Origin of the sequence: Mesorhizobium xinjiangense, from assembly GCF_009749525.1 — a bacterium.
Taxonomy (GTDB): domain Bacteria; phylum Pseudomonadota; class Alphaproteobacteria; order Rhizobiales; family Rhizobiaceae; genus Mangrovimarina; species Mangrovimarina xinjiangensis.
The window spans coordinates 13,622-26,607 of record NZ_WOAC01000018.1 but is presented as its reverse complement, the minus strand read 5'-3'; the positions used below and the strand labels follow the sequence as shown (position 1 = coordinate 26,607).

Here is a 12,986-nt window from a genome sequence, read left to right as displayed (position 1 = left end):
TGCCGGCTCGTATAGTCTAATCGATTTAAGATGGCCAGTCCTGGCCTGCTCGTTCTTGTCCCTTGACACTGTCGGGCCCGTCCCGTTTGTCATAGATCGCCGTGCCTGCACACTGTGCATGAGGCCAGCCGCATTGGGCCCGACAACGGGCCGCCATGCAATATGGGAGAACCGCCATGGGAACACATCTGTCGCGTACGGTCGCGCAAGGACTTGCGGTGATGAACTTGATCGACGGCAAGCAGATGGAGGCCTTGTCGGGCAAACGCATCGACGTTGCTTGCCCGTCCGACGGCAAGGTCTTCGCCTCCATCCCGGCATCCGCGGTCGAGGATGTCGACATGGCCGTGCAGGCGGCGCGGCGCGCCTTCGACGAGGGCCCCTGGGGTCGCATGCCGGCGGTCGAGCGCGGCCGCTGCCTGACGCGGCTCGGCCTTCTGATCGAGCAGCATGGCGACGAACTCGCCGCGCTCGAATCGCGCGACACCGGCAAGCCGATCCGGCAGGGCCGAGCGGACGTGACCGCGACGATGCGCTACTACGAATTCTACGGCGGCGCGGCCGACAAGATCCATGGCGACACGATCCCGTTCCTTGACGGCTATACCGCGCTCACCCTGCGCGAGCCGCACGGTGTCGTGGCCGGCATCATCCCGTGGAACTATCCGTTGCAGATTCTCGCCCGCGTGGCCGGTGCGGCGCTCGCCATGGGCAATACGCTGGTGGTCAAGCCGGCCGAGGACGCATCGCTGAGCGCGGTGCGCATTGCCGAACTGGCGCTGGAGGCCGGCGTTCCGGCGGGCGTCTTCAACGTCATCACCGGCTATGGCCGCGACGCGGGTGCTGCGCTTTCGGCCCATCCGCTGGTCGACTACGTCACCTTTACCGGCTCGACGGCAACGGGCACCGCCATCCAGCAGGCGGCCGCGACAAACAATCGCGGCGTGACGATGGAGCTTGGCGGCAAGTCGCCGCAGATCGTCTTTGCCGATGCCGATATCGAAGCGGCCCTGCCGGTGCTCGTCAACGCGGTCATCCAGAATGGCGGCCAGACCTGCTCGGCCGGCAGCCGGATCCTGATCGAGCAGCCGGTCTATGAGCGCGTCGCTTCGGCGCTGGCCGACCGCTTCTCCAAGCTGGTGGCCGGGCCGCACGACGCCGATCTCGATCTCGGTGCCTTGATCAACCCGATGCAGAAGGAGCGCGTCGCGGGCATGGTTGCGGCCGCCGAGGAGGCCGGCGTCACTCTCCTGGCGCGCGGCACCGTGGCGAGCGATGCGCCGTCTGATGGCTACTATTTCGCGCCGGCGCTCTTCGGCTCGGTCGATCCCGGCCAGGCGATCGCGCAGGAAGAAGTGTTCGGGCCGGTTCTGACCGTGACGCCCTTTGGCGACGAAGCCGACGCTATCCGCATTGCCAATTCCACCGAATACGGGCTCGTTGCCGGCGTGTGGACCAAGGACGGGGCGCGCCAGCACCGCGTGGCCAAGCGGGTGCGCGCGGGACAGGTCTTCGTCAACGGCTATGGCGCGGGCGGCGGCATCGAATTGCCGTTCGGCGGCTTCAAGAAATCGGGTCACGGGCGCGAAAAGGGTTTTGAGGCGCTCTACGACATGTCAGCCACCAAGACGGTGGTGTTCAATCACGGGTGACGATACAAAATTGAACCGGCGATCCTTCCGAGGTACCTTGGCGCCATGGATTGTAAGCAAATCATCAAGACGCTCCAGCGGCACAAGGGCGAGTTGCGCAAGCAGGGCGTAACCCATGCGGCCCTCTTCGGCTCCGTTGCCAGGGGAAATGCGCAACCCGACAGCGACATCGACATCCTGATCGATCTTGATCCGGATGTGCCTCTGAGCGTCTACGACTATGTCGGCTTGAAGGCATACATTGCCGGGATGTTCGAGGGGCCGGTGGATGTGGTGAACGCAGAAGGATTGAAATCCGATCTGAGGCAAGCCGTCCGGACTGGGTCCGTCCATGCCTTCTAGGGATACGTCCCGTGTGCTGGAAGCTATCCGCGATAACATTACTCTCGCGCACCGGTTCGTCGATGGATTGTCCTATGAGGCGTTCGCCGAGGACGAGCGGACCCTGTACGCCGTGACGCGCTGCCTTGAGATCATCTCTGAGGCGTCGCGACGGCTCCCGGACGTCCTGAAGGCCCGCCATCCAGAAGTGCCATGGGATCGGATCGCGGGCGCGGGCAATGTCTATCGCCATGACTACGAGGATGTTCTGCCGCGCTTTCTGTGGAACACAGTCCTCAATCATCTGGACGGGCTCGAAGAGGCCGTTCGCAAGGAAATTGAATGACATGAAGTGGAGGCACGAGTGGGCCGTCTAGCAGACAAGGTAGCAATCATCACCGGCGCGGCGTCGGGCTTCGGCGAAGGCATGGCGAAGCGTTTTGCCGAGGAGGGTGCCATGGTCGTCGTGGCGGACCTCAACGCCAAGGGCACCGAGCGGGTGGCTAGTGAAATCGGATCGGCGGCCTACCCGGTCACCGCCGACGTCTCCATCAAGTCCGACATCGATGCCATGGTTGCCGCCGCGCTCGACCAGCACGGCCGCATCGACATCCTGGTCAACAATGCCGGCTACACCTATCGCAACGGCGACATGCTCGATGTCGACGAGGCGACCTTCGACCTGATCACCGCGGTCAACATGAAGGCGATCTATTTCGCTGCGCTTGCCGTCGTGCCGGTCATGGAAAAGCAGGGCGGCGGCTCGATCATCACCACCGCCTCGACCGCCGGGCTCAGGCCGCGCCCGGGGCTGACCTGGTACAACGCCTCGAAGGGCTGGGCGGTGACGGCGACGAAATCGATGGCCGTGGAACTGGCGCCGAAGAACATCCGCGTCAACTGCCTGTGCCCGGTCGCCGGCGAGACGGGCATGCTCGCCCAGTTCATGGGCGAGGACACGCCGGAAAAGCGCGCCCAGTTCCGCGCCTCGATCCCGCTCGGCCGGTTGTCGACGCCGCTCGATATTGCCAATGCGGCGCTGTGGCTTGCCTCCGACGAGGCCGAATTCATCACCGGCGTGGCGCTGGAGGTCGACGGGGGAAGGTGCGTCTGAGCCGTGGCGGCGTTCCAATGAACTCGGCAATCCGTCTCCACGTCGATTTTGTGCCTTGAATTCGCGTTGAAGTTGAGAAACGATTGCAGCTGCTAGATCGGTTCACCGCTTCGCGGAATCGGTTCGCCAATCTAACCCTTTGATTCGACGCAATTCCGGACGGAGAACCGGCTGCCACTTCTCCTGGAATTGCTCTAGCTCTCCTTGCCGATTGAGAAGGCCGGAATTTCAATGACCTATGAGCAAGTATTCATCTTCGCACTATTGGGTCTTGTCTTCGTCTTTCTGGTCTGGGGACGCGTGCGCTACGACCTCGTTGCGTTCGGCGCGCTTGTGATCGGCGTTGCCGGGGGCGCCGTACCGGCCGAAAATGCATTTGCCGGCTTCGGCCATGAGGCGGTCGTCATCATCGCCCTGGTGCTGATCGTCTCGCGCGCCCTGGTCAATTCCGGCGCGGTCGAACTCATCGCCCAATATGTCGTCGATGCGGGACGCGCGCTTTCGGCGCATATCGGCGTCATGGCCGTGGTCGGGGCGGTGTTGTCGGCGGTCATCAACAATGTCGCCGCGCTCGTCATCCTGATGACTCTGGACATGGAAACGGCGCGCAAGGCCAAGCGTTCGCCTTCCCTTTCCTTGATGCCCTTGTCCTTCGCCACCATACTCGGCGGGATGATCACGCTGATCGGCACGCCGCCCAACATCGTGATCGCGCAATATCGCGAGCGTGCTTTCGGCGAAGCCTTCTCGATGTTCGATTTCACTCCGGTCGGACTGATCTGCGCCATCGTCGGCATCGCCTTCGTCGCCGGGTTCGGCTGGCGGCTCATCCCGCAGCGCGGACAGGCGGTGCAGGAGAGCGAAAAGGAGTCGGGGCTGTTCGTCGCCGAAGCCGGCTTTTCCGACAAATCGGATTGGGTGGGCAAGACGCCGCGCGACCTCGTCGATCTGGCCGAGGAAAACGACGTGGCGATTCTCGGGCTGGTGCGGCGCGGAAAGCGCCTGCCCGGCTTCGCCCTGCGCGAGGAGATCAAGAAGAGCGACCGGCTGGTGCTGGAAGGCGATCCGGCCTCCATCGAGTCGTTCATCGGCAACGCCAAGCTGAAGGTGTCGAGTGGCACCAAGAGCGACGGACTGGCCGGCAAGTCGATGACGCTGGTCGAGGCGATCGTGCCGGACGGCGCGCGCGCCGTCGGCCGCTCGGCACAGGATATGCGGCTTTTCCGCGGGCGCGACGTGTCGCTGCTCGGCGTTTCGCGGCAGGGCCAACGGTTTCGCGAGCGGGTTCGCAAGCTGGCGATCGAGCCGGGCGACGTCCTGCTGCTGCTGGGTACGGAAACCCGCATCGCCGATGCGGCCGACTGGATGGGCGTGCTGCCGCTGGCCGAAAAGAGCCATACGGTCATCCAGCGCCGCAAGGCGGCGCTGGCGATCGGAATTTTCGTGGTCGCGATTGCCCTTTCGGTGTTCGGCTTGTTGCCGCTGGCCGTCTCGCTGGCCGGGGCTGTCTGCCTTTACGCCATCTTCAACATCGTCAGCGCGCGCGCCGTCTATGATTCCGTAGAATGGCCGGTCATCGTGCTCCTGGCCTCGCTGATCCCGATCGGCCTGGCGCTGGAGGATTCCGGGGGCACGGCGCTGATCGCCGAAACCATTGTCGAGCAGACCGCCTCGTGGCCGACCTGGGCCATCCTGACCGTGGTCATGATCGTGACGATGACCATGTCGGATTTCCTCAACAATGTCGCCACGGCACTTATCACCGCGCCGATCGCGGTCGGCGTGGCCGGGTCGATCGGGGTGTCGGCCGATCCCTTCCTGATGGGTGTGGCGGTGGCGGCATCCTGCGCCTTCCTCACGCCCATCGGCCACAAGAACAACACGATCATCATGGGGCCGGGCGGCTACCATTTCGGCGACTATTGGCGCATGGGCCTGCCGCTCGAAGTGCTGATCATCGCCGTGTCGGTGCCGGCGATCCTGTTCTTCTGGCCGCTCAATCCGGCTTGAAAGTCAGATCCGGTCGCGCAGCGCGTACCAGTTGAGCGCCAGGAAAAGCAGCGGCGCGCGCAGGCTGCGGCCGCCCGGGAAGGCCGGGACCTTGAATTCCTCCAGCAGCTTCAGCCGGTCGCGATTGCCGCCGACGGCCTCGGCATAGAGCTTGCCGGTGAAGTTCGACAGCATGACGCCGTGGCCTGAAAAGCCGCCGGCGGAGATCACGTTCGGCATGACCTCGCGCACGAAGGGCTTGCGCGGCATGGTGATGCCGACATAGCCGCCCCAGGAATGGGTGATCTCGACATCGTTGAGCGCGGGATAGAGCTCGGCGATCTGGCGGCGGATGTGATTGGCGATGTCTTTCGGGTCGTTGGTGTTGTAGACCTCGCGCCCGCCGAACAAGAGCCGCCCGTCCTTCACCCGGCGGAAATAGCGCACCACGAAACGCGAATCGTCGACGCTTTCCAGCCCCGGCAGCACCGGACTGTCGTCGCCCAGCGGCACGGTGGCGCCGATGAAGGAGCCGATCGGCATGACATGCGCCGCGCTCACCGGCTCGAGATTTCCGCCATAGGCGTTGACCGCGATGAGGCATTTGTCGGCCGTGATGGTGCCGCGCGCCGTGGTCACGCGGACCTTGCCGCCGGTGGATTGAAGGCCGGTGGAGGCGGTGTTCTCGAAGAGCCGGGCGCCGGCGGCCGCGGCGACCCGCGCCGTGCCGACGACCAGCTTGAGCGGATGGATATGGCCGGTGCCCGTGTCGCGCACACCGCCGAAATAGTGCTTGGAGCCGAGGCGGCGCTCGGTCTCGGCTGCATCCATGAAGCTGATGTGCGGATAGTCGAAGCGCGTCGCCATGATCTCGGCATGCGCCTTGAAGTCGTCGACGAAACGCTTCTTGTGGGCAACCGACATCTGGCCGGGCATGTAGTCGATCTCGATGCCGTTGGCGTCGGCGAAATCGAGCAGATGGGTCTTGGCCTCCTCTGCCAGCCCAAACAGCGCCTTGGCGCGCGAAAGCCCCAATTCGGCTTCCATCTCTTCCGCCCAGGCGCGCTGGCCGGTGCCCATCTGGCCGCCATTGCGCCCCGAAGCGCCGTCGCCGAAGCGGTGCGCCTCGATCAGCACGACGTCGCTCCCCGCCTTCGCCAGATGCGCCGCCGCCGAGAGCCCGGTGAAACCGCCGCCGACGATGACGACATCGGCCCGCGTGTCGCCGTCGAGCGCGGGGTATTCGGGCCGTTCGCCGAGGCTCGCCTCATACCAGGAATAGCCGGGGGAGATGGGGGATTGGTAAGGGGGCATGGGATGCTGAGGGAGTAGGGGATTAGGGGAATAGGGCAGTAGGGCAGTAGGGCAGTAGGGCAGTAGGGCAGTAGGTTATCCAGCGGAGAGCTTGCGGATGAGCAGGCGTAACAGCTTTCCGATGCTTTCGCTGAGCTGCAGCAAGGGGCGAACTGAGCCTTCGCCGGCTATGCCGACGCGCTGGGAAATCAGAAGATGCGTTTCAAGCTCTTTTAGGGAGCCCTGGGCAATGCGCAGAAATTGCTGATAGGAGCCACGATTTTCCCTGCCGAAATCCTCGGCAATGTTGGCGGGCACGGAACTGGCCGCACGTCTGGCTTGCGCAGTGAGGCCGTAAATCTCGTCCCTCGGCCAGGCTCTTGTTGCCTCGTAGACCGCAGCCGCGAGATCCATAGCCTGCTGCCAGACGACAAGGTCCTTGTAGGGTTCAATCTTTCCAGCCATTTTTCCTACTGCCCTACTGCCCTACTGCCCTACTGCCCTACTGCCCTACTGCCCTACTGCCCTAAACATTCAACAACAAATACTCCCGTTCCCACGGGCTGATGACTTCCATGAAGGTCTCGAACTCGGCCTTCTTGATCGCCGCGTAGGTGGAACACAAGGATGTCCCGAGGATGTCGCGCAGCGCCTCGTCCTCCTCGAACAGCTGCACGGCTTCCAGCAGGCCGCGCGGCAGGTCGATCTCGTCCTGGTTGGCCGCCGTGCCGACCGGCGCGTCGGGCTTGATCTTTTGCAGCATGCCTATGAGGCCGCAGGTCAGCGAGCCGGCGAGGGCCAGATAGGGGTTGGCGTCGGAAGACGGGATACGGTTTTCCACGCGGCGCGCGCTCGGATCTGAGCGCGGCACGCGGAAGGCGGTGGTGCGGTTGTCGTAGCCCCATTTCGCATTGACGGGCGCCGCCGCCGCCTGGGTCAGCCGGCGGTAGGAATTGACATAGGGCGCCATCATCACGAGCGCATTGGGCATGTGGCGCTGCATACCGCCGATGAAATGATGGAATGCTTCGGATTCGCTGCCATCGGCATTGGAGAAGATGTTGCGGCCGGTCTTCTTGTCGATGACCGACTGGTGGATATGCATCGCCGAACCGGGCTGGCCCTGGATCGGCTTGGCCATGAAGGTGGCATAGGTGTCGTGCTTGAGCGCGGCCTCGCGGATCGTGCGCTTGAACATGAAGACCTGGTCGGCCAGTTCGATCGGATCGCCATGGCGCAGATTGATCTCGAGCTGGCCGGCGCCCTCCTCGTGGATGAGCGTGTCGATCTCCAGGCCCTGCTTTTCGGAAAAGTCGTAGATATCGTCGATCAGCTCGTCGAACTCGTTGACGCCGGCGATCGAATAGCCCTGTCCGCCGCCGATCGGGCGGCCCGAGCGGCCGACCGGGGGAGTGAGCGGGTAGTCCGGGTCGGGGTTCTTGTCGACCAGGTAGAACTCGATCTCGGGGGCGACGATCGGCTTGAAGCCGTGCGCGTCATAGGCGCGCATGACGCGCTTGAGGACGTTGCGCGGCGTGAACTCGACCTCGCGGCCGTCCTGGTGCACCAGGTCGCAGATGACCTGCGCGGTCGGGTCCGATTCCCATGGCACGACGGACAGTGTCGAAAGGTCCGGCAGCAGCTTGAGGTCGCCGTCGTCCTCGGGATAGGTGAAACCGCCGCTGTTTTCGGGGTAGCCGCCGGAGATGGTCGTCATGAAGACAGCCGACGGCAAAGCGAGCGAGGTGTTGGAGGTGAACTTCTTCGACGGCATCATCTTGCCGCGGGCGACGCCGCCCTGATCGGGCGTGATGCATTCGATGTCCTCGATGCCGCGCCACTCCAGCCAGGCGCTGACTTCCTTCCAGTTGCGCACACCTCTGAGATTCATGACGAATGCTGGAATTCTGGCGCGGCTTCTGCGGCCGGCGGGACGGACTTCCTTCTTGTCGGCTGACATCAATCACCAAACTGTCGTTGCGGTGCCGCGACTATAAACGCCCCGTATCGGACATGGGAAGGGGACAGGCCGGGTGGCGCGCCAGCAGCTTCTCGACCGCGGGCTGCAGTCGGTCCTGCGTGACGGGTTTCGAGATGACGAGATCGGCCACCGCAAGGGCGTTCGCCAGCTTGGTGTCCGGCTTTTCCGTCACCAGCGCGATGACGCCCGGAGCACTGGACGGTACATTCACAGCCCTGTCCGAAACCGCCTGGAGCACGTCGTTCCAGTCCCGGTCGGAGCGCGAAATGTCCAGTATAACGAGCCCGGGCGCATGTCGCTGCAGCATGGTCGCCGCCTGTTCGGGCAATCCGCACACGGCCCGCAGTCCCATATACTCAACAATTTTCGAGATTACGACATAATTGACCTTGGAGCGGCCGACTACGACAACCAGCGCATTGCTGCCGCCTGTCCTTCTTGCCATAGAAAACTGTCCCCCGCGCGATGGCCATTCAGAATAGATGGCCGTCACCGCATGCATTTATATATCTTTTTGTACGATCTGACGTGGCGTCATACGCGTAATGCGCGTGGATGCAAGAGAAAATTGATACGAAGTGCAATTTTTACTTCGCGCGCCAGATCAATATGCTGGAAGATGTACCTTTCGCTCAAGCGAGGCAGTGCGGCATGCAAGAAGGGGCCGGCGCATGATATGCGTCGGCCCCGAATAGTGTGCTGTCTGTCGTCAGGTCTTGCCGGCAAGCCCCGTCTCAGCCGTGTCCCTGGGTCACGACGACCGGGATCATGAGATCGCCCCAGTTTCCATTGCCGGCATGATGGCGCGCGGAGCGCACGAGCTCCACCGACACGCCAGCCTCCACCGCCTTCATCACCGACTGGTTGAGGCGATGCAGATCATTGGCCACCATGCGGATGATGGCTTGCTGGTCGGCGTTCATGCTGCTCGCCTGTTCTTCGGCGCGTTCCTTGACGCGTGTCTTGGGAGCCATGGGTCCACTCCTTTCTGGGTTGCCTGGCCGCCGGGAACGGTGCCCCGGCGGGATGCTCGCTCGATCGACTACTCGGCCGCCGGGCGGAACTGGTCGTGCTCGGTCGATTCCTTCATGGCGGTGGTCGACGACTGGCCGCCGGTGATCGCCATCGACACGGCGTCGAAATAGCCGGTGCCGACTTCGCGCTGGTGCTTGGTGGCCGTGTAGCCGTTTGCCTCCGAGGCGAATTCGGCCTCTTGCAGCTCCGAATAGGCCGCCATCTGGCGCGTCTTGTAGCCGCGGGCCAGTTCGAACATGCCGTGATTGAGCTGGTGGAAACCGGCCAGCGTGATGAACTGGAACTTGTAGCCCATCGCGCCCAGCTCGCGCTGGAACCTGGCGATCGTCGCGTCGTCGAGGTTCTGCTTCCAGTTGAAGGACGGCGAGCAGTTGTAGGCGAGCATCTTGCCCGGATGGGCCTTGTGCACCGCCTCGGCGAACCGGCGCGCCTGCTCCAGATCGGGCTTGGAGGTCTCCATCCAGATCAAGTCGCAGAACGGCGCATAGGCGTTGGCCCGCGCGATGCAGGGTTCGATGCCGCTGCGCACATTGTAGAAGCCTTCCATAGTGCGGCCGGCATCGTAATCGACAAAGGGGCGGTCCCGCTCGTCGATGTCGGACGTCAGCAGCTTGGCGGCGTCGGCATCGGTGCGGCAGATGATGAGAGAGGGCACGCCCATCACGTCGGCGGCGAGCCGTGCTGCGGTCAGGTTGCGGATATGCGCCGCGGTCGGGATCAGAACCTTGCCGCCAAGATGGCCGCACTTCTTCTCGGACGCCAGCTGGTCCTCGAAATGGACGCCGGCCGCCCCCGCCTCGATATAGGCCTTCATCAGTTCGAAGGCATTGAGCGCGCCGCCGAAGCCGGCCTCGGCGTCGGCGACGATCGGCGCGTACCATGTGTCGACCGAAAGCCCGTTGCCTTCGGAAGCCTCGATCTGATCGGCCCGCTGCAGCGTCTTGTTGATGCGCCGGCAGAGCTCCGGCCCGGCATTGGCCGGGTAGAGCGACTGATCGGGATACATGGCGGACGCCGTGTTGGCGTCGGCCGCGACCTGCCAGCCGGAGAGGTAGATCGCCTTCAGCCCGGCGCGCACCATCTGCATGGCCTGGTTGCCGGACATGGCGCCGAGCGCATTGACGAAATCCTCTTCCCGGATGAGCGTCCACAGCCGGTTGGCCCCCATTTCGGCGAGCGTGTGCCTGATCTGGACCGACCCGCGCAACCGCGTCACGTCCTCCGGCGAATAGGGGCGCTCGATGCCGTCATAGCGGCCTTCGACAGCCGAGGGAACGAGATTGTAAAAATCGGTCATAACTATCTCCGCAGGCTCTTTCGTGTCACATTCACTGCGCCGCCGGGCGGCGTGTCGGATATGACTGAATTTACATTGCGATGCGGTAGGGAACGAGTGAAACCCGTATTTCAGGGCCAAAAATCAGGTCACGCTGTATTGTCTTTGACCAGAGGCGGCTGTAAATTTGTGAAAATTGTAAAGGGAGGGTGAGGTGCCTGCTCCGCAACCTCTTGTCAAATTCAGTAAAGTCGGGGAAGGGGGCGCTGTCCCGCCATCGTTTCAGCCAAGGGCGATCCGGCATGGCTGAGCAGAAGATATTCGCCGGACCGCGCATCCGCCGCATCCGCAACGCCATGGAACTGACCCAGACGGCGATGGCCGAGGGGCTGGGCATCTCGCCGTCCTATCTCAACCTGATCGAGCGCAACCAGCGGCCCCTGACGGTTCAACTCATCCTCAAGCTCGCCTCGGTCTACAAGGTCGAGCCGGAGCGGTTGCAGGGCGAGGCTGGCGGTTCGCTTTCGGCGCTCAAGGAGGCGTTTGCCGATCCGCTGCTGGCAGGGGAACTGCCGGGCGACCAGGAGTTGGTCGAGATCGCCGAGGGGGCCCCGAACGCGGCCGCGGCCATGGTGAAGCTCTATCGGGCCTATCGCGAGCAGGCCAAGCGGCTGTCGGATCTGAGCGAGATGCTGGCGCGCGAGGGCAAGGCGACGGCGCTCTCCGGGACAAGCCTGCCGGTCGACGAGGTGCGCGAGGTCTTCGAACGCCGGCCCAACCATTTCGCGGCCATCGAGGAGGAGGCCGGGGCATTCGCTACCGTACTCGAACTGGGCGACGATCTTCTGGCGGCGCTGAAGGCGTGGCTGAAGCGCGAATACGGCATCACCGTGCGGGTGCTGCCGGTTGCCACGATGCCCAATTGGCGCCGGCGCTACGACCGTCACTCACAAAGGCTGTTCATCTCTGAGCGCCTGTCGCCCTTCGACCAGTTGCGCGAGGTGGCAATGGAAGCCTGTCTGATGCGCTGCCAAGTGGCCATTGCGGCCGAGATCGAGGCGCTGAAGCTTTCCTCGGACGAGGCGCGGCGGCTGGCGCGTTTCGAGATCGCACGTTACGCGGCGCATGCGCTGATGATGCCCTACGAGGCCTTCCTGTCGGCGGCACAGCGCGCGCGCTACGACATCGACGTGCTGCGTTCGCGCTTTTCCGTCTCCTTCGAGCAGGCGGCCAACCGGCTCACCATGCTGCAGCGGCCGGGCGCTGCCGGGGTGCCGTTCTTCATGCTGGAAATCGACAATGCGGGAAATCGTTTCCGCCGCGCCGGCGCGCAGGGTTTTCCGCAGGCCCGCTTCGGCGGCGGCTGCCCGAAGCTCGCCGTGCACGCCGCCTTCGCCCAGCCGGGCCGGATCCTCGTCGAAGCCGTCGAAATGCCCGACGGGGCGGAATTCCTGACCATTGCGCGCACGCTCGAAGGCCCGCAAGGCGCCTTTTCGGAACGGCCGCGCCGCACGGCGATCCTGATCGGCTGTGATATCGGCTTCAGGGACGAGATCGTCTATGCGCAAGCCTTGCCTGCAGGGATGGGCGACGGCAAGGCGGGGCGGGCGGCGACGCCGGTCGGGCCGGCCTGCCGGCTGTGCGAACGGGCCGGCTGCCTCGCCCGTGCCGAGCCGCCGGTGACGCGGCCGCTGGGGCTCGACGAGATGGTGAGCGGGCTCAGCGCTTTCGATTTTCAGTGAGGGTGGCCGTTTTTGGACAGCAGTTGCAGGAGTTCTTTGATGTCGCGCCGGCCATCGAGTATCGCAGAAATGATGACGATGTCGCGGTCGCGATCGTGACGATAAAATACCAGGTGATTGCGGAACACGAGGGCGCGGTATTCCTTGGAGTAGGACCGAGCCTTTTCTGGAAAGGTGCCGAGATCGAGACAGGCGTCGGAAAGCCCGACAACGTAATTGTCTGCAGCCACCGGGTTGCGTTGTTGTAGATAGTCGTGGATTTCCTGGAGGTGCCGGACAGCGCGGCTGCGCCAGACAACCTTAGCCACCGGCTCTGAGGCGGAGGCTGCCAATCACCTCCTCATGCGGAATTTCGCCCCCCTCCGTTTCCGAAGCGGCCAGTTCCGCATCGATCTTCTTGCGCAGCGCCATGGCCATTAGCGCCTGCGCGAGTTCCTCCTGCTCCTGTTCGGGCAGGGCTTCGATTTCCTTGATGGCGTCTTTCAGCGTCTGGTTCATCGGCATGCTCCCATACAGTCAAATAGCACGATCGGCGGGTTGAACGAAGCCCGTTGGGTTCATAGACTTCGCCCGGAATCGCACT

Annotated in this window: 14 protein-coding genes; 6 read left to right on the top strand and 8 right to left on the bottom strand. The window is 63.8% G+C overall.

Going from position 1 to position 12,986, the window contains the following annotated elements; translation table 11 throughout:
- Positions 1-176 precede the first annotated feature (176 nt).
- The 5 genes from GM909_RS18530 to GM909_RS18510 all read left to right on the top strand — a co-directional run bounded on the left by GM909_RS18530 (position 177) and on the right by GM909_RS18510 (position 5,097).
- Entirely contained in the window at positions 177-1,652 is a 1,476-nt protein-coding gene (locus GM909_RS18530) for an aldehyde dehydrogenase family protein (protein ID WP_157018592.1), read from the top strand.
- A 45-nt stretch (positions 1,653-1,697) separates the two neighbouring features.
- Complete coding sequence (locus GM909_RS18525) at positions 1,698-1,994, top strand: nucleotidyltransferase family protein (protein WP_157018590.1); 297 nt, start codon at positions 1,698-1,700, stop codon at positions 1,992-1,994.
- 13 nt (positions 1,995-2,007) lie between these two features.
- Entirely contained in the window at positions 2,008-2,319 is a 312-nt protein-coding gene (locus GM909_RS18520) for a HepT-like ribonuclease domain-containing protein (protein WP_235911965.1), read from the top strand.
- Between the two features lie 18 nt (positions 2,320-2,337).
- Positions 2,338-3,087, top strand: a complete 750-nt coding sequence (locus GM909_RS18515) for an SDR family oxidoreductase (RefSeq protein ID WP_157018586.1) — start codon at positions 2,338-2,340, stop codon at positions 3,085-3,087.
- A gap of 231 nt (positions 3,088-3,318) precedes the next feature.
- Positions 3,319-5,097: an SLC13 family permease gene (locus GM909_RS18510; protein ID WP_157018584.1), complete on the top strand. Its 1,779-nt coding sequence runs from the start codon at positions 3,319-3,321 to the stop codon at positions 5,095-5,097.
- Between the two features lie 3 nt (positions 5,098-5,100).
- Here the strand turns inward: GM909_RS18510 and GM909_RS18505 are convergent, their stop codons facing one another.
- From GM909_RS18505 to aceA, 6 genes are all read right to left on the bottom strand, one after another.
- Complete coding sequence (locus tag GM909_RS18505; protein WP_157018582.1) at positions 5,101-6,390, bottom strand: NAD(P)/FAD-dependent oxidoreductase; 1,290 nt, start codon at positions 6,388-6,390, stop codon at positions 5,101-5,103.
- A gap of 75 nt (positions 6,391-6,465) precedes the next feature.
- The gene (locus tag GM909_RS18500) at positions 6,466-6,834 is read right to left on the bottom strand and encodes a four helix bundle protein (protein ID WP_157018579.1); all 369 of its coding nucleotides are present in this window, start codon (positions 6,832-6,834) and stop codon (positions 6,466-6,468) included.
- Positions 6,835-6,895: 61 nt separating this feature from the next.
- Positions 6,896-8,329 carry a glutamine synthetase family protein gene (locus GM909_RS18495; RefSeq protein WP_157018577.1) on the bottom strand — a complete coding sequence of 478 codons (1,434 nt, stop codon included), beginning with the start codon at positions 8,327-8,329 and terminating at the stop codon, positions 6,896-6,898.
- A gap of 31 nt (positions 8,330-8,360) precedes the next feature.
- Positions 8,361-8,795, bottom strand: a complete 435-nt coding sequence (locus tag GM909_RS18490) for a PleD family two-component system response regulator (protein ID WP_198174306.1) — start codon at positions 8,793-8,795, stop codon at positions 8,361-8,363.
- Positions 8,796-9,084: 289 nt separating this feature from the next.
- The gene (locus GM909_RS18485) at positions 9,085-9,324 is read right to left on the bottom strand and encodes an SMc00767 family acetate metabolism repressor (RefSeq protein WP_157018574.1); all 240 of its coding nucleotides are present in this window, start codon (positions 9,322-9,324) and stop codon (positions 9,085-9,087) included.
- 68 nt (positions 9,325-9,392) lie between these two features.
- Entirely contained in the window at positions 9,393-10,682 is a 1,290-nt protein-coding gene (gene aceA, locus GM909_RS18480; RefSeq protein ID WP_157018572.1) for an isocitrate lyase, read from the bottom strand.
- 281 nt (positions 10,683-10,963) lie between these two features.
- Between aceA and GM909_RS18475 the strand changes: the two genes are divergently transcribed.
- Positions 10,964-12,403: a helix-turn-helix domain-containing protein gene (locus tag GM909_RS18475; protein ID WP_157018571.1), complete on the top strand. Its 1,440-nt coding sequence runs from the start codon at positions 10,964-10,966 to the stop codon at positions 12,401-12,403.
- On the opposite strand, the gene GM909_RS18470 is transcribed toward GM909_RS18475, so the two are convergent.
- Positions 12,397-12,735, bottom strand: a complete 339-nt coding sequence (locus GM909_RS18470; RefSeq protein ID WP_157018570.1) for a type II toxin-antitoxin system RelE/ParE family toxin — start codon at positions 12,733-12,735, stop codon at positions 12,397-12,399. The genes GM909_RS18475 and GM909_RS18470 overlap by 7 nt on opposite strands.
- Positions 12,704-12,901 carry a hypothetical protein gene (locus GM909_RS18465; protein ID WP_157018569.1) on the bottom strand — a complete coding sequence of 66 codons (198 nt, stop codon included), beginning with the start codon at positions 12,899-12,901 and terminating at the stop codon, positions 12,704-12,706. Before GM909_RS18465 ends, GM909_RS18470 begins: the two co-directional genes overlap by 32 nt.
- Positions 12,902-12,986 lie beyond the last annotated feature (85 nt).